Annotated in this window: 20 protein-coding genes; 16 read left to right on the top strand and 4 right to left on the bottom strand. The window is 65.0% G+C overall.

The window, feature by feature from the left end; all coding sequences use genetic code 11:
* Positions 1 to 61: 61 nt before the first annotated feature.
* The 16 genes from dksA (at position 62) to FHW81_RS11280 (ending at position 20,126) form a co-directional block, all read left to right on the top strand.
* Positions 62 to 508 carry an RNA polymerase-binding protein DksA gene (gene dksA, locus FHW81_RS11355; protein WP_003095122.1) on the top strand — a complete coding sequence of 149 codons (447 nt, stop codon included), beginning with the start codon at positions 62 to 64 and terminating at the stop codon, positions 506 to 508.
* A gap of 67 nt (positions 509 to 575) precedes the next feature.
* Positions 576 to 1,457, top strand: coding sequence for a tRNA glutamyl-Q(34) synthetase GluQRS (gene gluQRS, locus FHW81_RS11350; protein WP_034054523.1), 882 nt, complete (start codon positions 576 to 578; stop codon positions 1,455 to 1,457).
* A 69-nt stretch (positions 1,458 to 1,526) separates the two neighbouring features.
* Positions 1,527 to 1,703: a hypothetical protein gene (locus FHW81_RS11345; RefSeq protein ID WP_003095129.1), complete on the top strand. Its 177-nt coding sequence runs from the start codon at positions 1,527 to 1,529 to the stop codon at positions 1,701 to 1,703.
* Entirely contained in the window at positions 1,687 to 4,638 is a 2,952-nt protein-coding gene (gene cbrA, locus FHW81_RS11340; protein ID WP_003095132.1) for a two-component system sensor histidine kinase CbrA, read from the top strand. Before FHW81_RS11345 ends, cbrA begins: the two co-directional genes overlap by 17 nt.
* Positions 4,639 to 4,664: 26 nt before the next feature.
* The gene (cbrB, locus tag FHW81_RS11335) at positions 4,665 to 6,101 is read left to right on the top strand and encodes a two-component system response regulator CbrB (RefSeq protein ID WP_003095138.1); all 1,437 of its coding nucleotides are present in this window, start codon (positions 4,665 to 4,667) and stop codon (positions 6,099 to 6,101) included.
* A 900-nt stretch (positions 6,102 to 7,001) separates the two neighbouring features.
* A complete protein-coding gene (locus FHW81_RS11330; protein WP_003095142.1) occupies positions 7,002 to 8,405 on the top strand; it encodes a polynucleotide adenylyltransferase PcnB in 1,404 nt (467 codons plus the stop codon).
* Complete coding sequence (gene folK / locus FHW81_RS11325) at positions 8,402 to 8,890, top strand: 2-amino-4-hydroxy-6-hydroxymethyldihydropteridine diphosphokinase (RefSeq protein ID WP_003095144.1); 489 nt, start codon at positions 8,402 to 8,404, stop codon at positions 8,888 to 8,890. The genes FHW81_RS11330 and folK overlap by 4 nt, the downstream gene beginning before the upstream one ends.
* 249 nt (positions 8,891 to 9,139) lie before the next feature.
* Positions 9,140 to 9,940 (top strand): 3-methyl-2-oxobutanoate hydroxymethyltransferase, encoded by an 801-nt coding sequence (gene panB / locus FHW81_RS11320; RefSeq protein WP_003095147.1) that lies wholly within the window; start codon positions 9,140 to 9,142, stop codon positions 9,938 to 9,940.
* A complete protein-coding gene (panC, locus tag FHW81_RS11315; RefSeq protein ID WP_003457159.1) occupies positions 9,937 to 10,788 on the top strand; it encodes a pantoate--beta-alanine ligase in 852 nt (283 codons plus the stop codon). Before panB ends, panC begins: the two co-directional genes overlap by 4 nt.
* A gap of 93 nt (positions 10,789 to 10,881) precedes the next feature.
* Positions 10,882 to 11,262 carry an aspartate 1-decarboxylase gene (gene panD, locus FHW81_RS11310; protein ID WP_003095150.1) on the top strand — a complete coding sequence of 127 codons (381 nt, stop codon included), beginning with the start codon at positions 10,882 to 10,884 and terminating at the stop codon, positions 11,260 to 11,262.
* A gap of 89 nt (positions 11,263 to 11,351) precedes the next feature.
* Positions 11,352 to 13,016 (top strand): glucose-6-phosphate isomerase, encoded by a 1,665-nt coding sequence (gene pgi, locus FHW81_RS11305; protein ID WP_003100194.1) that lies wholly within the window; start codon positions 11,352 to 11,354, stop codon positions 13,014 to 13,016.
* Positions 13,017 to 13,209: 193 nt separating this feature from the next.
* The gene (gene acs / locus FHW81_RS11300; protein ID WP_003095161.1) at positions 13,210 to 15,147 is read left to right on the top strand and encodes an acetate--CoA ligase; all 1,938 of its coding nucleotides are present in this window, start codon (positions 13,210 to 13,212) and stop codon (positions 15,145 to 15,147) included.
* Positions 15,148 to 15,244: 97 nt separating this feature from the next.
* On the top strand, positions 15,245 to 16,126 hold the full coding sequence (locus FHW81_RS11295; RefSeq protein ID WP_031631245.1) for an oxygenase MpaB family protein: 882 nt from the start codon (positions 15,245 to 15,247) through the stop codon (positions 16,124 to 16,126).
* 124 nt (positions 16,127 to 16,250) lie between these two features.
* The gene (locus tag FHW81_RS11290; protein WP_429478685.1) at positions 16,251 to 19,517 is read left to right on the top strand and encodes a DUF748 domain-containing protein; all 3,267 of its coding nucleotides are present in this window, start codon (positions 16,251 to 16,253) and stop codon (positions 19,515 to 19,517) included.
* A 4-nt stretch (positions 19,518 to 19,521) separates the two neighbouring features.
* Complete coding sequence (locus tag FHW81_RS11285) at positions 19,522 to 19,815, top strand: DUF2845 domain-containing protein (protein ID WP_003109317.1); 294 nt, start codon at positions 19,522 to 19,524, stop codon at positions 19,813 to 19,815.
* Positions 19,812 to 20,126, top strand: coding sequence for a DUF2845 domain-containing protein (locus tag FHW81_RS11280; RefSeq protein ID WP_003095173.1), 315 nt, complete (start codon positions 19,812 to 19,814; stop codon positions 20,124 to 20,126). Before FHW81_RS11285 ends, FHW81_RS11280 begins: the two co-directional genes overlap by 4 nt.
* A gap of 59 nt (positions 20,127 to 20,185) precedes the next feature.
* On the opposite strand, the gene FHW81_RS11275 is transcribed toward FHW81_RS11280, so the two are convergent.
* The 4 genes from FHW81_RS11275 to rpsO all read right to left on the bottom strand — a co-directional run bounded on the left by FHW81_RS11275 (position 20,186) and on the right by rpsO (position 23,598).
* Entirely contained in the window at positions 20,186 to 20,383 is a 198-nt protein-coding gene (locus tag FHW81_RS11275) for a CsbD family protein (protein WP_003095174.1), read from the bottom strand.
* A 49-nt stretch (positions 20,384 to 20,432) separates the two neighbouring features.
* Positions 20,433 to 20,777, bottom strand: a complete 345-nt coding sequence (locus FHW81_RS11270) for a BON domain-containing protein (protein ID WP_003095177.1) — start codon at positions 20,775 to 20,777, stop codon at positions 20,433 to 20,435.
* 272 nt (positions 20,778 to 21,049) lie between these two features.
* Positions 21,050 to 23,155 (bottom strand): polyribonucleotide nucleotidyltransferase, encoded by a 2,106-nt coding sequence (gene pnp, locus FHW81_RS11265; RefSeq protein WP_429478681.1) that lies wholly within the window; start codon positions 23,153 to 23,155, stop codon positions 21,050 to 21,052.
* Between the two features lie 173 nt (positions 23,156 to 23,328).
* Positions 23,329 to 23,598, bottom strand: a complete 270-nt coding sequence (rpsO, locus tag FHW81_RS11260) for a 30S ribosomal protein S15 (protein WP_003095184.1) — start codon at positions 23,596 to 23,598, stop codon at positions 23,329 to 23,331.
* Positions 23,599 to 23,607: the final 9 nt, after the last annotated feature.

Here is a 23,607-nt window from a genome sequence, read left to right as displayed (position 1 = left end):
GGAGAGCCGGCGAGGGAACCCTGCCGCGGACAGGATTAGCGAAAGTGAGAGGCGGCCATTCATGTCCACCAAAGCAAAACAACAGAGCAGCCAGCAGATGACCCGCGGCTTCGAACCCTATCAGGAAACCAAGGGCGAGGAGTACATGAGCGAGCGCATGCGCGCGCACTTCACCGCGATCCTGAACAAATGGAAACAGGAGCTGATGGAAGAAGTCGACCGTACCGTGCATCACATGCAGGACGAAGCGGCCAACTTCCCCGATCCGGCCGACCGCGCCAGCCAGGAAGAAGAATTCAGCCTGGAACTGCGCGCCCGCGACCGCGAGCGCAAGCTGATCAAGAAGATCGACGAGACCCTGCAACTGATCGAAGACGAAGAGTACGGCTGGTGCGACTCCTGCGGCGTCGAGATCGGCATCCGTCGCCTGGAGGCGCGCCCCACCGCGACCCTCTGCATCGACTGCAAGACCCTCGCGGAAATCCGCGAGAAGCAACTCGGCTCCTGAGCCGGACCGACGGGGCGCCAAGGCGCCCCGTTTCGTTTCCGCCGTTCCCCGCCGCACCGCCCGCGCCATGACCTTTTCCTATGTAGGCCGCTTCGCCCCGACGCCCAGCGGCTACCTGCACTTCGGTTCCCTGGTGGCGGCCGTCGCCTCCTACCTGGACGCACGTGCCGTCGGCGGCCGCTGGCTGGTGCGCATGGAGGACCTCGACCCGCCCCGCGAAGTCCCGGGCGCCCAGCAGGCGATCCTGGAAACCCTGGAGCGCTACGGCTTCGAATGGGACGGCGCGGTGGAGCGGCAGAGCGAACGCTTCCCGGACTACGCCGCAGTGGTCGAGCAACTGCTGCGCAGCGGCCTGGCCTACGCCTGCACTTGCTCGCGCAAGCAGCTTGAGGGATTCGCCGGGATCTACCCGGGCTTCTGCCGCGACGCCGGGCACGCCCGCGAGGATGCGGCGATCCGCCTGCGCGTGCCGGAGCTGGAATATCGCTTCGTCGACCGCGTGCAGGGCGAAGTCCACCAGCATCTCGGCCGCGAGGTCGGCGATTTCGTCATCCAGCGCCGCGATGGCTTCTACGCCTACCAACTGGCGGTGGTGCTGGACGACGCCTGGCAGGGCATCACCGACATCGTCCGCGGCGCCGACCTGCTCGACTCGACCCCGCGCCAGCTTTACCTCCAGGAATTGCTGGGGTTGAGCCAGCCGCGCTACCTGCACGTGCCGCTGATCGTCCAGCCGGACGGGCACAAGCTCGGCAAGTCCTACCGCTCCCCGCCACTGCCCGCCGAGCAGGCCGCCGCGCCGCTGACCCGCGCCCTGCGCGCGCTCGGCCAGCGGCCGCCGGCCGAACTGGCCCAGGCCAGCGCCAGCGAGGCGCTGGCCTGGGGCGTCGCGCACTGGGACGCCACGCGCATCCCGCGCTGCGCTACCCTTCCCGAGGAACGCCTGTAGCCCGCCCGGCGGCTTGCCGGCACCCACCCGCAGCCTGTAGCCTGCCGGCCCAAGCATGAGGGAAGCGGCATGTACATCTACCGACTGGTCCTGCTCCTGGTCGTGGGCATCTATCTCTTTTCCCCCGCCATCATGGACTGGTGGATCGACCCCAACGGCGCCTGGTACCGCCCGTACCTGCTGTGGCTGATCCTCATCGTGGTCACTTTCATCCTGCAGAGCCAGCGCGATGCTGACGAGCTTTAGCCTGACCCAGCTGATCCTGATCAGCGTCGCCTACCTCTCCACCCTCTTCGGCATCGCCTGGATCACCGAGCGCGGCTACGTGCCGCGCCGGCTGGTACGCCACCCGCTGGTCTACACCCTGTCGCTGGGCGTCTACGCCAGTGCCTGGGCGTTCTACGGCACGGTAGGCCTGGCCTACCAGTACGGCTACGGGTTCCTCGCCATCTACCTGGGGATTTCCGGGGCCTTCCTGCTCGCCCCAGTGCTGCTCTATCCGATCCTCAGGGTGACACGCGCCTACCAGCTGTCCTCGCTGGCCGACCTCTTCGCCTTCCGTTTCCGCAGTACCTGGGCCGGCGCCCTGACCACGCTGTTCATGCTGATCGGCGTGCTGCCGATGCTGGCCCTGCAGATCCAGGCGGTCACCGATTCGATCAGCATTCTCACCCGCGACCCGGCCCAGGAGCGGGTCGCGTTCGTCTTCTGCACCCTGATCACCCTGTTCGCGATCCTCTTCGGCGCTCGCCACATCGCCACCCGCGAACGCCACGAGGGACTGGTGTTCGCCATCGCCTTCGAGTCGCTGGTCAAGCTGGTGATGCTCGGCAGTATCGGCCTCTACGCCCTGTACGGCGTCTTCGGCGGGCCGGAAGGCCTGGAAGTCTGGCTGCTGCAGAACCAGACCGCGCTGACCACCCTGCACACGCCGCTGGCCGAGGGTCCATGGCGAACGCTGCTGCTGGTGTTCTTCGCCGCGGCCATCGTGATGCCGCACATGTTCCACATGATCTTCACCGAGAACCTCAACCCGCGCGCGCTGATTTCCGCCAGTTGGGGCCTGCCGCTGTTCCTGCTGCTGATGAGCCTTGCGGTACCGCCGATCCTCTGGGCCGGGCTGCGCCTCGGCGCCTCGACCACACCGGAGTACTACACCATCGGCCTCGGCCTGGCGGTGGACAGCCCGGCCCTGGCCCTGGCCGCCTTCATCGGCGGCATCTCCGCCGCCAGCGGGCTGACTATTGTGATGACCCTGGCGCTCTCGGGAATGGTCCTCAACCACCTGGTGCTGCCGCTCTACCAGCCGCCGGCGCAGGGCAACATCTACCGCTGGCTGAAATGGACCCGGCGCCTGCTGATCGTCGCCATCATCATGGCCAGCTACGCCTTCTACCTGCTGCTGGGCGCCGAACAGGACCTCTCCAACCTGGGCATAGTGTCCTTCGTCGCCACCCTGCAATTCCTTCCCGGCGCCCTCTCGGTGCTGTACTGGCCGACCGCCAACCGCCGTGGCTTCATCTCCGGGCTGATCGCCGGCATGCTGGTCTGGGCGATCACCATGCTGCTGCCCCTGATGGGGAACGTACAGGGCCTGTACCTGCCGCTGTTCGACGTGATCTACGTGCTGGACGATTCGAACTGGCACCTGGCGGCGCTGTCCTCGCTGGCGGCCAACGTGCTGGTATTCACCCTGGTGTCGCTGTTCACCGAGGCCAGCGACGAGGAAAAAGGCGCCGCCGAGGCCTGCGCGGTGGACAACGTACGCCGTCCGCAACGCCGCGAACTGTTCGCCGGTTCGCCGCAGGAGTTCGCCAGCCAGTTGGCCAAGCCGCTGGGCGCCAAGACCGCGCAGAAGGAGGTCGAGCAGGCCCTGCGCGATCTCCACCTGCCCTTCGACGAACGTCGCCCCTATGCCCTGCGTCGCTTGCGCGACCGCATCGAGGCGAACCTTTCCGGGCTGATGGGACCCAGTGTCGCCCAGGACATCGTGGAGACCTTCCTTCCCTACAAGACCAGCGAAGAAAGCTACGTCACCGAGGACATCCACTTCATCGAGAGCCGCCTGGAGGACTATCACTCCCGGCTGACTGGCCTGGCTGCCGAACTCGACACCTTGCGCCGCTACCACCGGCAGACCCTGCAAGACCTGCCGATGGGCGTCTGCTCCCTGGCCAAGGACCAGGAAGTGCTGATGTGGAACCGCGCCATCGAGGAACTCACCGGGGTCGGCGCGCAGAAGGTCGTCGGTTCGCGCCTGTCGGCCTTGCCCGAACCCTGGAAGGGCCTGCTGGAACGTTTCATCGACGCCCCCGACGAGCACCTGCACAAGCAGCGCCTGGTCTACGACGGCCACACCCGCTGGCTGAACCTGCACAAGGCGGCCATCGAGGAACCCCTGGCGCCGGGCAACAGCGGCCTGGTGCTACTGGTGGAAGACCTCACCGAAACCCAACTGTTGGAAGACAAGCTGGTCCACTCCGAGCGCCTGGCTTCCATCGGCCGCCTTGCCGCCGGGGTGGCCCACGAGATCGGCAATCCGATCACCGGCATCGCCTGCCTGGCGCAGAACCTGCGCGAGGAACGCGAAGGCGATGGCGAGCTGACCGAAATCAGCGAGCAGATCCTCGACCAGACCAAGCGCGTATCGCGCATCGTCCAGTCGTTGATGAGCTTCGCCCACTCCGGCAGCCACCTGCAGGCCCTGGAACCGGTGTGCCTGAGCGAAGTCGCCCAGGAGGCCATCGGACTGCTGTCGCTGAACCGGCGTAGCGTCGAAGTAGAGTTCTTCAACCTCTGCGATCCGGCGCACTGGGTCGAGGGAGACTCGCAGCGCCTGGCCCAGGTGCTGATCAACCTGCTCTCCAATGCTCGCGACGCCAGCCCGCCGGGCGGCGCGATCCGGGTCCGCAGCGAAGCCTCGGAACATACCGTGGACCTGGTCGTCGAGGACGAGGGCAGCGGCATTCCGAAGGCGATCATGGACCAGTTGTTCGAACCGTTCTTCACCACCAAGGACCCCGGCAAGGGGACCGGGCTCGGCCTCGCACTGGTCTATTCGATCGTGGAAGAGCATTATGGACAGATAACCATCGAGAGCCCGACGGATCACCAGCGAGAAGGCGGCACCCGCTTCCGCGTGACCCTGCCGCGGCACCCTGGCCCGACGGCCGAGCTGTAGACGAGCACGTCGAGAGAGCTGAATACATGGCACATATTCTGATCGTCGAAGACGAAACCATTATCCGATCTGCATTGCGACGCCTGCTGGAGCGCAACCAGTACCAGGTCAGCGAAGCCGGCTCGGTGCAGGAAGCCCAGGAGCGCTACACCATCCCCTCCTTCGACATGGTGGTCAGCGACCTGCGCCTGCCGGGCGCCCCCGGCACCGAACTGATCAAGCTCGCCGAAGGCATTCCGGTTCTGATCATGACCAGCTACGCCAGCCTGCGTTCGGCGGTGGATTCGATGAAGATGGGCGCGGTGGACTACATCGCCAAGCCTTTCGACCACGACGAAATGCTCCAGGCCGTGGCGCGCATCCTCAAGGACCGCCAGGAGAACCGCAGCGCGGCCCCGGTCTCCGCCAACGGCGGCAAGGCCGGCGGCGAGCGCGGCGCCAGCCCGGCGGCAGCCGACGGCGAGATAGGCATCATCGGCTCCTGTGCGCCGATGCAAGAGCTGTACAGCAAGATTCGCAAGGTCGCGCCGACCGACTCCACGGTACTGATCCAGGGCGAGTCCGGCACCGGCAAGGAACTGGTCGCCCGCGCCCTGCACAACCTGTCGAAGCGCGCCAAGGCGCCGCTGATCTCGGTGAACTGTGCGGCGATTCCGGAAACCCTGATCGAATCCGAGCTGTTCGGCCATGAAAAAGGCGCCTTCACCGGTGCCAGCGCCGGGCGCGCCGGGCTGGTCGAAGCGGCCGACGGCGGCACCCTGTTCCTCGACGAGATCGGCGAACTGCCGCTGGAGGCCCAGGCCCGCCTGCTGCGCGTATTGCAGGAAGGCGAGATCCGCCGGGTCGGCTCGGTGCAATCGCAGAAGGTCGACGTGCGCCTGATCGCCGCCACCCACCGCGACCTGAAAACCCTGGCCAAGACCGGGCAATTCCGCGAAGACCTCTATTACCGCCTGCATGTGATCTCGCTGAAGCTGCCCGCCCTGCGCGAGCGTGGCAACGACGTGATGGAGATCGCCCGCGCCTTTCTGGCTCGCCAGTGCACCCGGATGGGGCGCGCGCCGCTCAGCTTCGCCCACGACGCCGAACAGGCGATCCGCCATTACCCATGGCCGGGCAACGTGCGCGAACTGGAAAACGCCATCGAGCGGGCGGTGATCCTCAGCGAGAGCCAGGAAATCCACGCCGACCTGCTGGGTATCGACATCGAGCTGGACGACCTCGAGGACGACTTCGCCGCCGACCTCGGCCTCGGCCCGGCGGGCGCCGCGGCCAGCAACCACGAGCCCACCGAGGACCTTTCGCTGGAAGACTACTTCCAGCACTTCGTCCTCGAGCACCAGGACCACATGACCGAGACCGAGCTGGCCCGCAAGCTGGGCATCAGCCGCAAATGCCTGTGGGAACGCCGCCAGCGCCTGGGCATTCCGCGGCGTAAATCAGGGGCCTCGGCCGACTCGTAACACCCTGCAACCTGTTACCGCGGACGTACCGCGTAACAGAAACCGGGTTCATCGGTAACGGGAACCCGGTTTTTTTGTGCCCTCCGCCGACCCACCGAAAACCTCAACCCCTTGATTTTACTGGGTTTCGAAAAACTGGCACGGCATCTGCTTATGTATTGGCACAACAACAATAACAAGCAACGACGAAGACAATAAAAACAACACGTAACGACTCCAGCACAACAAAAACAAAATCGCGGAGGCGCAGCTAACTGATTCTTTTGGAGAGGAGTTGCTGTCGGGACCCGTCCCGCAGCCAGTCGGAAGAAGAATAAAACTGCCTCGAGGCAGCGCACAGACTGGTTGGATCGCTCGACGATCATGGCAGCATCAGCGACCAAAGCAATCCGTTTGCTATTGAACTCCCAGCCTGGGAGATATCCCTGAAGCGACTGGCTCAAGGGACGGGTCGACAAACAAAAACAACAAGCCCGAAATCATAATAAAAACAAAGCACGCACCTACTTGGGGGGGAGCTTCGGCTCCCCCAGTAGCTTCACCCCCTCCCTCCGTTTTCCCCGTTTTTCCTTCGCCTTACACCATTTCCCCATCCAATGCTAGAATCCGCGCAGACTATGCGGCCATCCGCATGCCTTGCCAGATTCACCGCAGCCTTCCCGGCCCTCTCCCGCTTCGCGGGAACAGGATGTACGGCCCCTGTTCGTTTCTGTCAGGATGCATGGCGCAGTCGGTTCCGGCGCCCGGGACGCCCTGTGCGTCGCGGGGCCAAACATTCAACGGGTACAGAACACGCCTCGCCCGAGAGGTCCTGATAATGCCGCAGCATTACCCGACGTCCGTCCTGTTTGAGCAACGCAGGCGTGCAATCACCCACATCGTGCTCCCGATAACACATCCATGCTGAAAAAGCTGATCCAGACCATTCGTTCCCCCCTGCGCCGTCCGCGCGCCGTCCGTACAACCCCGGAAGTCATCGGTAACAACCAGCACTCCCTGCGCCGGGACCAGTTCAGCCGGAACGCCGTCAAGGTCGTCGAGATTCTCCAGCGTGCCGGCTACCAGGCCTACGTGGTCGGGGGCTGCGTACGCGACCAGATGCTCGGCATCGCTCCCAAGGACTTCGATGTCGCCACCAGCGCCACGCCGGAGCAGGTCCGCGCCGAATTCCGCAACGCGCGGATCATCGGCCGCCGCTTCAAACTGGTACACGTGCACTTCGGCCGCGAGATCATCGAGGTCGCCACCTTCCGCGCCCATCATCCGGAAGGCCAGGACGATGGCGATAGCCGCGCGTCCAGCAACGAAAGCGGCCGCATCCTGCGCGACAACGTCTATGGCAGCCTGGAAGACGACGCCCAGCGCCGTGACTTCACCATCAATGCCCTGTACTTCGACGTCACCAGCGAGCGGCTGCTGGACTACGCCAATGGCGTTCACGACATCCGCAATCGCCTGATCCGCCTGATCGGCGATCCGGAGCAGCGTTATCTGGAAGACCCGGTGCGGATGCTGCGGGCGGTACGTTTCGCCGCCAAGCTCGACTTCGAGATCGAGAAGCACAGCGCCGCGCCGATTCGCCGGCTGGCCCCGCTGCTGCGGGAAATCCCTTCGGCGCGCCTGTTCGACGAGGTGCTCAAGCTGTTCCTCGCCGGCCGGGCCGAGCGCACTTTCGAACTGCTGGTCGAGTACGAACTGTTCGCGCCGCTGTTCCCGGCCAGCGCCAAGGCACTGCAGGCCAACCCCGACTACACCGGCAAGCTGATCCGCCAGGCCCTGGCCAATACCGATGCGCGCATTCGCCAGGGCAAGCCGGTAACCCCGGCCTTCCTCTTCGCCGCGCTGCTCTGGCCGGCCCTGCCGGCGCGCGTCGCGCAGTTGCAGGAGAAAGGCATGCCGGCTATCCCGGCGATGCAGGAAGCCGCCCACGAACTGATCAGCGAACAGTGCCAGCGGATTGCCATTCCCAAGCGTTTCACCCTGCCGATCCGCGAGATCTGGGATATGCAGGAACGTCTGCCGCGACGCCAGGGCAAGCGCGCCGACCTGCTCCTGGAAAACCCGCGCTTCCGCGCCGGCTACGACTTCCTCCTGCTGCGCGAAAGTGCCGGCGAGGAAACCGAAGGACTCGGCCAATGGTGGACCGATTACCAGGAAGTCAGCGACAGCGAGCGGCGCAACATGATCCGCGACCTGGTCAGCCAGGAAGACGGCAGCGCCCCGCGCAAGCGTCGCCGCGGCGGCAACAGCGGCCGTCGGCGCCGCGGGCCGCGCAAGGAAGGCAGCGGCGGAAGCGGCGAATGATCCAGCGCGTCTACGTGGCGCTGGGCAGCAACCTGGCCGAACCGCGCGAGCAGATCCAGGCTGCCCTCGATGCCTTCGAGCGGCTTCCCGAGACCCGCCTGGTCGCCGTCTCGCCGCTCTATATCAGCGACCCGCTCGGCCCCGCCGACCAGCCGCGCTTCGTCAACGGCGTGGCGGCCCTCGACACCAACCTGGCGCCGCTCGACCTGCTCGACGCCCTGCAGGCCATCGAACTGGAACAGGGGCGCGTCCGCGACCTGCGCTGGGGTCCGCGCACGCTCGACCTGGACATCCTGCTGTTCGGCGAACAATTGCTCGACCTGCCGCGCCTGAAGGTGCCGCACTACCACATGCAGGCGCGCGCTTTCGTGCTCTATCCCCTCGCCGATCTCGCCCCCGACCTGCGCCTGCCCGATGGCCGCCACCTGCCGGAGCTGCTCGCGGCCTGTCCGTTCGAGGGCATCGAACGCCTTCCGGGCGCCTGACCCTGCTTGCCCGCCGCTGCGCGGATACCTCGCGGCGGGCTCTTCACACTGTTACCGAAAAGCTGACGAAGGACGCCGCGGATGGGCGTACACTGCGCGCGCAACCGCAGGCGGCGCGGCGTTCGGCAGTGGCAGTAACGCCGTAACAATGCGGTAACACCTGCAATTGACTTCGAGCCACCCCATCCGGACTATAAGTGGCCGTTTGCCCCGCGCCGGCTCATCACCGGCCCAACGAGGAGCCTTTCCATGCCTGATGTAACCCTGACCACCCTGCAAGGGTTGAAGCAGAGCGGCGAGAAGATCGCCATGCTGACCTGCTACGACGCCACCTTCGCCCACACCGCCAGCCAGGCCGGCGTGGACGTGCTTCTGGTCGGAGATTCGCTCGGAATGGTATTGCAGGGTCACGACAGCACCCTGCCGGTCAGCAACGAGGAAATGGCCTATCACACGGCCTGCGTGAAACGCGGTAACAAAGGTTCCCTGATCGTCACCGACCTGGCCTTCGAATCCAGCCATTCCGTGGCCCAGACCCTTGCCGACGCGGTCCGCCTGATGCAGGCCGGCGCACACATGGTCAAGCTGGAGGGTGGGGCCTGGCTGGCGGAGCCGATCGCCCGCCTGGCACAGATGGGCGTGCCGGTCTGCGCGCATCTCGGCCTGACCCCGCAGGCGGTCAACCTGTTCGGCGGCTTCAAGGTCCAGGGCCGCCAGGAAACCCAGGCGCGCCAGTTGCGCGCCGATGCCATCGCCCTGGAGCAGGCCGGCGCCGCCATGCTGCTGCTGGAGTGCGTGCCCAGCGTGCTGGCCGAAGAGATCACCCAGGCGGTGAAGATCCCGGTGATCGGGATTGGCGCCGGTGCGGCGACCGATGGCCAGGTGCTGGTCATGCACGACATGCTCGGTCTCTCGCTGACCGGCCGCTCGCCCAAGTTCGTCAAGGATTTCATGCAAGGCCAGGAGAGCATCCCGGCCGCCATCGCGGCCTATGTCCGCGCCGTCAAGGACGTGTCCTTCCCCGCCGCCGAACACGGATTCAACGCATGAACACCGTCAAGACCGTCCGTGAACTGCGCGCCGCGGTGGCGCGCGCCCGCAGCGAAGGCAAGCGCATCGGCTTCGTGCCGACCATGGGCAACCTCCACGCCGGCCATGCCGCGCTGGTAAAGAAAGCCGGCGAACGCGCCGACTTCGTGGTCGTCAGCATCTTCGTCAACCCGCTGCAATTCGGCCCCAGCGAAGACCTCGACACATACCCGCGAACCCTCGCAGCCGACCAGGAACGCCTGCTCGAAGCCGGCTGCCACCTGCTGTTCACCCCGACCGTCGAGGAAATGTACCCCGACGGCATGGACGGGCAGACCCGCATCCATGTTCCCGGCGTCTCCGAAGGTCTTTGCGGCGCCAGTCGTCCCGGCCATTTCGAAGGCGTGGCGACCGTGGTCAGCAAGCTGCTGAACATGGTCCAGCCGGACCTCGCGCTGTTCGGCGAAAAGGATTTCCAGCAGTTGGCGGTGATCCGCAAGCTGGTCCGCGACCTCAACCTGCCGGTGCAGATCTTCGGCGAGCCGACGGTGCGCGCCGCCGATGGCCTCGCGTTGTCCTCGCGCAACGGTTACCTCGACGAGCAGCAGCGCGCCGCCGCCCCGGCGATCTACCGCACCCTGCGGCAGCTCGGCGAACGCATCCGCGCCGGCGCCGAGGACTTCCCGGCATTGCTCGCCGACGCCCGCCAGGCCCTGGAACAGGCCGGGCTGCGCCCCGACTACCTGGAAATCCGCGAGCCGATCAGCCTGCGCCCCGGGGTACCCGGCGACCGCCAACTGGTGATCCTGGTCGCCGCCTACCTGGGCAGTACGCGGCTGATCGACAACCTCTCAGTCCACCTCGATTGACGCATGCCGAGCCCCCGGTTCCCGGGGGCTTGAGCGCTCACCACGGACTCGCCATACTCTGCCGCCCCCCGCGGACCCGATAGGAGTCGCCCCATGCACGCCATCATGCTCAAAGCCAAGTTGCATCGCGCCGAAGTCACCCATGCCGTCCTCGACTACGAAGGCTCCTGCGCCATCGACGGCGATTGGCTGGACCTCTCCGGAATCCGCGAGTACGAACAGATCCAGATCTACAACGTCGACAACGGCGAGCGCTTCACCACCTATGCGATCCGCGCCGAGAACGGCTCGAAGATGATCTCGGTGAACGGCGCCGCGGCACACAAGGCCAAGGTCGGCGACCGCGTGATCATCTGCGCCTACGCACACTACAGCGAAGCCGAACTGGCCAGCCACAAGCCGCGCATGCTGTACATGGCGCCGGGCAACCAGCTCAGCCATACCAGCGAGGCGATTCCTATACAGGTCGCCTGACCTCGCCCCCTCTGGATAAAGCCCGGTTTCATCCGGGCTTTTTCATGTTCAAATAAGTGCGCCATCGAATTCCAACCAGAAGGTCAGCCATGAAGCACCACCTCACTCCGCTGGATGCCACGCAACTCGACAGTTGGCGCGCCCTGGCCGCCCATCGCCAGGAACTGCAGGACTTCAGGATGCGCCAGGCGTTCATCGACGATCCGGAGCGCTTCAAGCGGTTTTCCTTCAGCGCCTGTGGGCTGTTCCTCGACTTCTCGAAGAACCTGATTCGCCAGGACACCATCGACCTGCTGGTGAAGCTGGCCGAGGAAGCACGGCTGAGCGACGCGATCCGGGCGATGTTCGACGGCGAGGCGATCAATGCCTCCGAGCGCCGGCCGGTACTGCATACCGCGCTGCGTCGACCGATCGGCGACAAGGTGCTGGTCGATGGCGTCGACGTGATGCCGGAAGTCCACCGCGTCCTGCACCAGATGACCGAGCTGGTGGGCTACGTGCACAACGGCCTGTGGCGCGGCTATACCGAAAAGCCGATCACCGACGTGGTGAACATCGGCATCGGCGGCTCCTTCCTCGGCCCGCAACTGGTATCCGAAGCCTTGCTGCCGTTCGCCCAGAAAGGCGTGCGCTGCCACTACCTGGCGAACATCGACGGTAGCGAGTTCCATGAACTGGCCAGCCGCCTGAACGCCGAGACCACCCTGTTCATCGTTTCCTCCAAGTCCTTCGGGACCCTGGAAACCCTGAAGAACGCCCAGGCCGCACGCGCCTGGTACCTGGCCCAGGGCGGCACCGAGGAAGAGCTTTACCGCCATTTCATCGCCGTCTCCAGCAACAAGGAGGCCGCGATCGCCTTTGGCATCCGCGAGGAAAACATCTTCCCCATGTGGGACTGGGTCGGCGGCCGCTACTCGCTGTGGTCGGCCATCGGCCTGCCGATCGCCATGTCCATCGGCATCTCCAACTTCAAGGAGTTGCTGTCCGGTGCCTACAACATGGACCAGCACTTCCAGACCGCGCCGTTCGAACGCAACATCCCGGTGCTGCTCGGCCTGCTCGGCGTCTGGTACGGCGACTTCTGGGGCGCGAACAGCCACGCGATCCTGCCCTACGACTACTATCTGCGGAATATCACCGACCACCTGCAACAACTGGACATGGAATCCAACGGCAAGAGCGTGCGCCAGGACGGCACGCCGGTCACCAGCGGCACCGGGCCGGTGATCTGGGGTGGTGTCGGCTGCAACGGCCAGCACGCCTACCATCAGTTGCTGCACCAAGGCACCCAGTTGATCCCGGCGGACTTCATCGTCCCGGTGAGCAGCTACAACCCGGTGGCCGACCATCACCAGTGGCTGTACGCCAACTGCCTGTCGCAGAGCCAGGCGCTGATGCTCGGCAAGAGCCGCGAGGAGGCCGAGGCCGAACTGCGCGCCAAGGGCCTGCCGGAAGCCGAAGTGCAGCGCCTGGCGCCGCACAAGGTGATTCCGGGCAACCGACCGAGCAACACCCTGGTGGTCGAGCGCATCAGCGCCCGCCGCCTCGGCGCGCTGATCGCCATGTACGAGCACAAGGTCTACGTACAGAGCATCCTCTGGGGCATCAACGCCTTCGACCAATGGGGCGTGGAGCTTGGCAAGGAACTCGGCAAGGGTGTCTATTCGCGCCTGGTCGGCAGCGAGGAAACCCCGGCCGAGGACGCCTCGACCCAAGGCCTGATCGACTTCTTCCGCGGCCGCCATCGCGGCTGATCCGCCTCTCCCCAAAGCCCGGCCCTAGGCCGGGCTTTTTCATTCCGTCCGGCGATTGACCCCGGCGCCTTCCCCGCTCCCGCCTTTGGCACTTGAACATGGCTCTCGCCTGGCCCACCCTTGGTCGAACCTGGAGAGGGGCCGCGTGCGGTCTCTCGACACCTTGCGGAGCAGAAAAACAAAGGAAACCGCCATGTTCGAGATCAGCGTCCACCCGGTGCCGGACGCCGTCCGCCAGCGTGCCTACCTGAACGACGACGACTACCAGCGCCTGTACCGCCAATCCGTCGAGAACCCCGACGAGTTCTGGGGCGAGCAGGCCAAGGCCTTCCTCGATTGGTTCAAGCCCTGGCACAGCGTCCACCACGGCGACCTGAGGAAAGGCCAGGCCACCTGGTTCAAGGGCGGCCAGTTGAACGTCGCCTACAACTGCATCGATCGCCACCTGGAACGCCGCGGCGAACAGATCGCGATCGTCTGGGAAGGCGACAACCCCAGCGAATCCGCGCACATCACCTACCGCAAGCTGCACCACAACGTCTGCCGCCTGGCTAACGTGCTGAAGAGCCGCGGCGTGGAAAAGGGCGACCGGGTCTGCATCTACATGCCGATGATTCCCGAGGCCGCCTACGCCATGCTCGCCTGCGCCCGTATCGGGGCGGTGCACTCGGTGGTGTTCGGCGGCTTCTCGCCGGACTCGCTGCGCGACCGCATCCTCGATGCCGACTGCCGCACTGTGATCACCGCCGACGAGGGCGTGCGCGGCGGCAAGTACATCCCGCTGAAGCAGAATGTGGAAAAGGCACTGAAGGACTGCCCGGACGTCTCTACCGTGGTGGTGGTCGAGCGCACCCAGGGCGACATACCCTGGGTCGAAGGCCGCGACATCTGGTACCACGAGGCGCTCCACGCGGCCTCAGCCGACTGCCCGGCGGAAGCGATGGACGCCGAGGACCCGCTGTTCATCCTCTATACCTCCGGCAGCACCGGCAAGCCGAAGGGCGTGTTGCACACCACCGGGGGCTACCTGCTCGGCGCGGCGATGACCCACAAGTACGTGTTCGACTACCACGATGGCGACGTCTACTGGTGCACCGCCGACGTCGGCTGGGTCACCGGACACAGCTATATCGTCTACGGCCCGCTGGCCAACGGTGCCACCACCCTCATGTTCGAGGGCGTGCCCAACTACCCGGACGCCTCGCGCTTCTGGCAGGTGATCGACAAGCACCAGGTGAATATCTTCTACACCGCGCCGACCGCGATCCGCGCGCTGATGCGCGAAGGCGACGCCCCGGTCCGCCAGACCTCGCGCAGCAGCCTGCGCCTGCTCGGCTCGGTGGGCGAGCCGATCAACCCGGAGGCTTGGGAGTGGTACTACCAGGTGGTCGGCGAGAAGCGCTGCCCCATCGTCGATACCTGGTGGCAGACCGAGACCGGCAGCATCCTGATCACCCCGTTGCCCGGCGCCACTGCGCTAAAGCCAGGCTCGGCTACCCGCCCGTTCTTCGGCGTGCAACCCGTGCTGCTCGACGAGAAAGGCAAGGAAATCGACGGCGCGGGCAGCGGCGTACTGGCGATCAAGGCCAGTTGGCCGAGTCAGATCCGCAGCGTCTACGGCGACCACCAGCGGATGATCGACACCTACTTCAAGCCCTACCCCGGGTATTACTTCAGCGGCGACGGCGCGCGCCGCGACGAGGACGGCTACTACTGGATCACCGGCCGGGTCGACGACGTGATCAATGTCTCCGGACACCGGATCGGCACCGCCGAGGTCGAGAGCGCGCTGGTCCTGCACGATGCGGTGGCCGAGGCGGCAGTGGTCGGCTGCCCGCATGACGTGAAGGGCCAGGCCATCTACGCGTTCGTCACCCTGATGGCCGGCAGTCAGCCCAGCGAGGCGCTACAACAGGAATTGCTGGCCCTGGTCGGCAAGGAGATCGGCAGCTTCGCCAAGCCGGATCACCTGCAATGGGCGCCCAGCCTGCCGAAGACCCGCTCCGGCAAGATCATGCGGCGTATCCTGCGCAAGATCGCCTGCAACGAGCTGGACAGTCTCGGCGATACCTCGACCCTGGCCGATCCGGGAGTGGTGCAGGGGTTGATCGACAACCGCCTCAACCGCTGACCCGCGCAACCGTCCCGCCGCCCTGCGGCGCGGGACGGTTCCAGTCTCTCCGGCGCCTGGGTTAAGCTCGTGCCTGCCCTGTCGTAGCGAGCCCCCCATGGAAAGCGTCCGTCGCCATATCGAAAGCCAGGTGCTGAGCCTTACCGGGCTCGCCGTCGGCGGTGTCGACTTCGAGTCGCCGAAAGGCGATCCGGGCCTGTTCGGCCCCGATGCCGCCTGCTGGAAGGTCCACGGCGACTTCAGCAGCATGATGATCGGCGGCATCGGCGCGCTGCTCCTGCAGATGCTCCATCCGCTGGCCCTGGCGGGGGTGTGGGACCACTCCAATTTCCGCGACGACCTGCTCGGGCGCCTGCGTCGCACCGGTCAGTTCATCTCGGCCACCACCTACGGCCCGCTGGCCGATGCCGAGCGACTGATCGAGCGGGTCCGGCGCATCCACGAAAGCGTCATCGGCCAGTTGCCCGACGGCACGCCCTACTCCGCCAGCGACCCGGACCTGCTGACCTGGGTGCATGTCGCCGAGGTCAGCAGCTTTCTCAAGTCCTACCTGCGCTATCTCAATCCCGACCTGCCGGGCAGCGAGCAGGACCGTTACTACTCGGAAATCGCCCTGGTCGCCGAACGCCTCGGCGCCCGCGCGGTACCGCGCGACCGCCAGCAGATCGCCGCCTACCTGGAGGCGATGCGTCCACGCCTGCGTTGCGACGAACGCACCCACGAAGTGGTGCGGATTCTCTTCAACGCACCAGCGCCCAGCACCCTGGCCAGGCCGTTCGGCGCGCTGATGCTGCGCGCAGGCGCCGAGCTGTTGCCGGAATGGGCCGGATCGATGCTCGACCTCCCGTTCAGTCCGCTACAACGCCGCCTGATCCGCGGCAGCGTCAGGCGCAGCGTACCCTTGCTGCGCTGGGCGGTGCGCAACGCTTCGATGCATCGAGCCTGCCGGCGCATGGGTCTGCCGCCGGTGAGCCACTGAACTTTCGTGCCGTGACAGCAAGAATACCCGTCCAAAGGCTCTGAAACGGCGCGAATCACGGTCGGAACCTTGAGGCCGTGCCATACTCCAACGCACCGCTTAGAACGGAAAACGAAAGAGAGCCATGCCCAAAGGACTGAAACGCGCTGTCAGCGCCCTGCTGATCACCTTCCTCGTCTATTGCCTGCTGGGCTTTCTGCTCATACCCGGCATCGGGCTGCGCGTCGCCAACCAGCAACTGGCGCAATACGCCACCGTCCCCGCACGTCTCGAACGTATCGAATTCAACCCCTTCAGCCTGGAATTGACCCTCTGGGGTCTGCGCCTGGGCGAGGAGAAGAACCCCCAGCTCGCCTTCCGCCGGCTGTACGCCAACCTGCAGCTGGACAGCCTGTGGAAACGCCAGCTGCACCTGGCCGACGTCGAGCTGGAAGGTCCGCATACCGAACTGCTGTTCGACGAGAAGGGCCAGCTCAACCTGGCCAGCCTGTTCAGGATCCCGCCGAGCGAATCGCCCGAGCCTGAACAGCCGAGCGACCCGTTCCCGCTGCGCATCGACCGCATCCAACTGGCCGAGGGCAGCCTGCACTTCCAGGACCTGCGACCGAGCGAGCCGGTGGACTTCAGCTTCGATCCGCTGGGCTTCGAGCTGCACAACCTCAGCACCCTGCCCGACGACGGCGCGAAGATGACCCTGGTCGCCACCGGCCCGAACGGCGGCCGCCTCGACTGGGAAGGCGACCTGACCCTGGTGCCGATCACGTCCAGGGGCCACCTGAGCGTCAAGGATATCCAGCTCAAGGCCTGGTGGCCCTATGTCCGCGACAATGCCCCGCTGGTGCTGGAGAACGGCGTGGTCAGCCTCTCCAGCGACTATCGCCTGGACCTGTCCAAGGACACCCAACTGCTGCTCGACAAGGCCGCGCTGAAACTCGCCGACTTCAGCATCAATTCGCCCCAGGGCAAGCCGCTGGCCAAGCTCGCCAGCCTCGACGTGGCCGCTACCACCCTGGACCTGGCCAAGCAGGAAGTGGTGCTCGGCGAAGTCCGCAGCCAGGGCCTGGAGGCCTGGGCCGCGCGCGAGAAGGACGGCCAGCTCGACTGGCAGAAACTGTTCGCCGACTTCACGCCGCCGCCACGCAAGGCGCCTGCACCCAAGCCGGCGGAAAACACCGATCCCGCCGCTGCCCCGACCGACACGGCGAAGACCACCCGCGAACCGGCAACCGACGGTGCCGCCAAGGCAGCCGCGATAGCCTCGGGCGAAGCGAGCAAGGACAGGCCGGCGGAGAAGGACGCCAGCGTCGCCGAGACGGAAAGGGCAACGGACGACAAAGAGTCCGCCAAGGCCGCGGAAGGCGCTGCCGACAAGGTAGCCAAGCAAGAGACGAGCAAGGCTCCGAAGACCGGCAAGGCAACCGGGCAGGAAACGGCCAAGACTGCGGAGATCGACAAGGCGGCCAACGACAAGCCGCAACAGCTCGCCGGCACTGCAAAGACGCCTCCGCCGGAAAGTACGAAAGCCGCCGCGGAGACGCCTGCCAAGCCCTGGCACATCGTCCTGCGCGACGCCCAGTTGCGCGGCTACAAGGCGCACCTGGTGGATCGCCAGCCGGCCACCGAGGTCCCGCTGGAAGTCGGCCCGCTGGACCTCGACCTGCAGAACGTCGACAGCCTCGGCAAGACCCCCTTCGACCTCAAGCTCAAGACCGGCCTCGGCAACCGCGGCCAGGTCCAGGCCAGCGGCCAGGTGGTGCTCGACCCGGTCAGCGCCAGGCTCAAGGTCAGTACCCGCGACATCGACCTGCGCGTGGCCCAGGCCTACATCTCGCCGTTCATCCGCCTGGAACTGCGCAGCGGCTTCCTTGGCAGCGAGCTGGCGGTCGACCTGAAGAGCGTCGAGCCGCTGGCTTTCAGCGTCGACGGCAGCGCCGAAGTCAGCCAGTTGCATACCCTGGATACCATCAGGGACCGCGACTTCGTCAAATGGACCAAACTGACCCTCAACGGCCTCGCCTACCGGCACGAGGACAGCCTGTCGATCCAGAGCGTGTCCTTCGAGGAGCCCTACGCCCGCTTCATCATCAACGAAGATCGCAGCACCAACGTCAGCGAGCTGATCATCCCGCAACCGGCTAGTTCGTCCGGCAAGACCGCCGCCGAAAGCAAGAATGCGCCGGCGAGCAAGCCGCTGGGCATTCACATCGGCGGCGTACGGATCAACAACGGCTCGGCGAACTTCGCCGACCTGACCCTGATGCCGCCGTTCGGTACCGCCATCCAGCAGCTCAGCGGCGAAGTCGGCACCCTCGACACGCGCAACTCGCAGCCGGCCAAGGTGGACATCAAGGGCAAGGTCGACAAGTACGCACCGGTGACCATCGCCGGCGAACTGGACCCATTCGACCCGCTGAAGAAGCTCGACATCACCACCAGCTTCAAGCGCGTCGAGCTGACCACCCTGACGCCCTATTCCGGCAAGTTCGCCGGCTACCGCATCCGTAAGGGGCGACTCAACCTGGACCTGCACTACCAGATCGAACGTAGCCAACTGAAGGCGGAAAACAAGGTCCTGCTGGAAGGCCTGCAACTCGGCGAGAAGGTCGACAGCCCGGATGCCGTAGACCTGCCGGTGAAGCTGGCGGTAGCCCTGCTCAAGGACACCAAGGGCAACATCGATATCCAGTTGCCGGTGGCCGGTGATCTGAACAACCCGGAGTTCAGCGTCATGCCGATCGTCTGGCAGACCCTGCGCAACCTGGTCCTGCGCGCCGTGCAGGCGCCGTTCAAGTTCATCGCCGGCCTCGCCGCCGGCGGTAACGAGGATCTCGGCACGGTACCCTTCGCCGCGGGCAGCGACGAGCTGACGCCAGAAGCCCAGGCCAACCTCGACAAGCTCGCCGATGCGCTCAAGGAGCGGCCGGCGCTGCGCCTGGAAGTGGAAGGCGTGGCCTCCGCCGCGGCTGACGGTCCCTCGATCGGCGCCAAGCGTCTCGAACTGGAATACCAGAACACCTACTACCGCATGCTCCAGCGTCGCGGCGACAAGGTACCGAGCGACGCCAAGCAGCTCGAGGTGCCGGAGAACATGCAGGCACCGCTGCTCGAAGGCATCTACCGGACCCGCCTGAAGCAGCAGCCACCGGCCGAGTGGAAGGAACTGGACAGCGACGAACGCACCGCGAAGATGCGCGAAGCGGTGATCGCTTCCTGGGCCAAGAGCCAGGTGCTGCTGCGCCAGATTGGCCAGGCCCGGGCCACCCGGATCAAGGATTACCTGGTGGAGAAAGGCCAGTTGCCGGACGATCGCATCTACTTGATCGACGTCAGTTTCGCCGAAGGCGAAGACAAGGGTAATGTCGACACCCAATTGCACCTGGATAGCGAGTGATACCTTGCACAAGCGATTCGCCGCCCTCGCGGCCCCTCTGCTCCTCCTCGCCTGCGCTAGCGCGCAGGCCGACACCATGCGTTGCGGCAGCGCGCTGGTCAGCGTCGGCGACCGGGCCTTCGAAGTACAGCAAAAGTGCGGCGATCCGGATCACCGCGACGACGTCGGCTATACCCTGGGCAGCTACGATCGCCGGGAATTCAAGGTCGAGGAGTGGGTGTACGGCCCGCGCAACGGCGTGACCTACATCCTGACCTTCGAAGCCAACAAGCTGAAACGCATCGAGTTCAAGCGTTGAATCGCTCGCTTCCGCGTACCGGCCTGGTGGCGCTGCTGTCCCTGCTGCCATTGGCACATGCGCAGGCCGATTCGCTGCGTTGCGGCAGCCGCCTGGTCAGCACCGGCGACAGCAGCGCCGACGTCCTTGCGCGCTGCGGTGAGCCACGCAGCCGCGACAGCCTGGGTTATCGCGAGGTCGTCGGGGAATGGGGCAAGCGCTACGAGGTCGAGGTCCAGGAATGGATCTATGGCCCATGGAACGGCATGCTGTATTTCGTCCGTTTCGAGGGCAACCGTCTCAGCGCCATCCAGAGCCGGCGCGGCGACTGAATCCAGCGCCCATGAAAAAGCCCCGCCGGGCAATCCCGGCGGGGCTTCTTTCTACCTGCTCACAGGCGGTCGCTGAAGTCGCGAACTTCCTGTTCAGCCCTTTCCTTGGACCAGCCATAGCGTTCCTGCAGCTTGCCGACCAGGTATTCGGCATGTCCGTCGGCAGCCTGGAGATCGTCGTCGGTCAGATCGCCCCAACGCTCCTTGATCTTGCCGGTGAGTTGCTTCCACTTACCTTTGATCACATCGGAATTCATCGGTCTTCCTCCTGGTGACGAGGGAAAAGGGGTCGTTCGGCCCGGGCGCTTACTCGACCGACTTCAGGCCATCGGCGGAAACGGCTTTCACGCCCTTGATGCCCTTGGCGGTCTCGATCGCCAGGTCACGCTCGGCATCGCTCTTCACGTTGCCGGAAAGGGAAACCACACCTTTGTTGGTCTCGACCTTGATATCGACGCCACTGACATTCTTGTTGGCGATCAGGCTGGATTTCACCTTGCTGGTGATCCAGGTATCGGAAACCGCTTCTTCGGTTTTCTGCATAGTGTCGTTGGCCGCCAGGCTGATGGGCTGGGCAGCGAACGCATTGGCCATCGAGAAGCTCAGAGCAGTGGCAGTAGCAGCGGCAATAGCGAGTTTGCTGAATTTCATTGCGGTTTCTCCTATGGATTTCGAAAAACTGCAGCCATTCCTGGCGTCAGTTGCATAGTAGATATCGCAAGCGCTGTGCCAGTTTTCCTCTAAAATAAAATCCTTTAAAAACAATAAGTTAAAAAATAAGCTGGAAGCGAGACGGTTGCAGAATGCCGAATTGGCGATGACAGGGCTTGCAAAATGCAAGGATTCGCCCCCTTCGCCGAGAAGCGTGTCGCGGAAACGAAAACAGGGCCCGAGGGCCCTGTTTTCATCGATCACGACTCGACTTACACGCCGGAAGCTTCGGCGGCAGCCACGTCCTTGATCGACAGCTTGATGCGGCCACGGTTGTCCACGTCGAGCACCAGGACCTTCACTTCCTGGCCTTCCTGCAGCACGTCGGTGACCTTGTCGATGCGCTTGTCGCTGATCTGCGAGATGTGCACCAGGCCGTCCTTGCCCGGCAGGATGTTGACGAAGGCACCGAAGTCGACGATGCGCTCCACCTTGCCGACGTAGATCTTGCCGATCTCGGCTTCCGCGGTGATCGCCAGGACGCGCAGCTTGGCGGCCTCGGCGGCTTCCTTGGTTTCGCCGTAGATCTTCACGCTGCCATCGTCCTCGATGTCGATCGAGGCCTTGGTCTCTTCGCAGATACCACGGATGGTCGCGCCGCCCTTGCCGATGACGTCGCGGATCTTGTCCGAGTCGATCTTCATCTGCAGCATGGTCGGGGCGTTCTCGGACAGCTCGGCGCGCGGCTTGGCGATGACCTGGTTCATCTGGCCGAGGATGTTCAGGCGAGCTTCCAGGGCCTGGCCCAGGGCGATCTCCATGATCTCTTCGGTGATACCGTTGATCTTGATGTCCATCTGCAGGGCGGTGACGCCCTTGTCGGTACCGGCAACCTTGAAGTCCATGTCGCCCAGGTGGTCTTCATCACCGAGGATGTCGGTCAGGACGGCGAACTTCTCGCCTTCCTTGACCAGACCCATGGCGATACCGGCGACCGGCGCCTTGACCGGCACACCGGCATCCATCAGCGCCAGGGAGGCGCCGCACACGGAGGCCATCGAGCTGGAACCGTTGGACTCGGTGATCTCGGAAACCACGCGAATGGTGTAGGGGAACTCGTCCTGGGTCGGCAGCATGGCAGCGACGCCACGACGGGCCAGACGGCCATGGCCGATTTCACGACGACCCGGGCTGCCCATGCGGCCGCACTCGCCTACCGAGAAGGGCGGGAAGTTGTAGTGCAGCATGAAGGCGTCCTTGCGCTCGCCTTCCAGGGTATCCAGCAACTGGGCATCGCGCGCGGTGCCGAGGGTCGCAACGACCAGGGCCTGGGTTTCGCCACGGGTGAACAGCGCGGAACCGTGGGTCTTGCCGAGCACGCCGACTTCGATGCGCAGCGGACGCACGGTACGGGTGTCACGACCGTCGATACGCGGCTTGCCGTTGACGATGTTCTCGCGAACGGTGCGGTATTCCAGCAGGCCGAATACGTCCTTGACCTCGGAAGCCGGGAACTTGCCCTCTTCCTCGCCGGCGAACAGGGCCACGGCCTGGTCGCGCAGCTCGCCCAGACGGTTGTAGCGGTCCTGCTTGATGGTGATGGTATAGGCCTGGGAGATCGCTTCGCCCAGCTCTGCCTTGATGGCGTTGACCAGCACGGTGTTTTCCGCCGGGGCTTTCCAGTCCCAGGCCGGCTTGCCAGCTTCGGCGGCCAGCTCCTTGACGGCACGGATCACCGCCTGGAACTCGTCGTGGGCGAACAGCACGGCACCGAGCATCTGGTCTTCGGTCAGTTCGTCGGCCTCGGACTCCACCATCAGCACGGCGTCTTCGGTACCGGCCACGACCATGTCGAGACTGGAACTCTGCAGTTGCTCGTAGGTGGGGTTGAGGATGTAGCCGATTTCCGGATGGAAACCGACGCGGGCGGCGCCGATCGGGCCGGCGAACGGAATGCCGGAGATCGCCAGGGCGGCGGAGGTACCGATCATCGCGGCGATGTCCGGATCGGACTTCTTGTTGGTGGAAACGACGGTGCAGACGACCTGCACTTCATTCATGAAACCTTCGGGGAACAGCGGACGGATCGGACGGTCGATCAGGCGCGAGGTCAGGGTTTCCTTCTCGGAAGGACGTCCTTCACGCTTGAAGAAACCGCCGGGGATACGGCCTGCGGCGTAGGTCTTTTCCTGGTAGTGCACGGACAGCGGGAAGAAGTCGCGGCCTTCGGCCGGCGACTTGGCGCCGACCACGGTGACCAGCACGATGACGTCGTCCATGGTGACCAGTACGGCGCCGGTGGCCTGGCGAGCGATACGGCCGGTCTCGAGAGTGACGGTCGACTGACCGAACTGGAATTGCTTGGTTACCGGGTTCACGGTGTCTTTACCTTCTATGTTGCCTTGGGGGAAATCGGTGGAATGCCGGGAGTCGGACCCGAATCGATTCCTAGAAAGCGCGAAGCTGGAAGCCCGACGCCGATACCCGCCTCGTGTGCGGGTATCGACGCCAGACTTCCAGCTTCTTGCTTCAAGCTGCCGACCGGCGTCGCTTAGCGACGCAGACCCAGACGGCCGATCAGGGCAGTGTAGCGAGACACGTCTTTGCCCTTCAGGTAGTCCAGCAGCTTACGGCGCTGGTTAACCATACGGATCAGACCACGGCGGGAATGGTGATCCTTGCCGTTGGCCTTGAAGTGATCCTGCAGCTTGTTGATGTTGGCGGACAGCAGGGCTACCTGCACTTCCGGGGAACCGGTGTCGCCTTCAGCTTGCTTGTATTCGTTAACGATCTGCGCTTTTTCTTCAACGCTCAGTGCCATGATGGGCTT

The sequence above is a fragment of the Pseudomonas sp. RC10-4-2 genome (genome assembly GCF_050433085.1).
GTDB classification, from domain to species: domain Bacteria; phylum Pseudomonadota; class Gammaproteobacteria; order Pseudomonadales; family Pseudomonadaceae; genus Pseudomonas; species Pseudomonas aeruginosa.
Note: the sequence above shows the minus strand (reverse complement) of the source record. Positions and strands in the feature narration are given on the sequence as shown.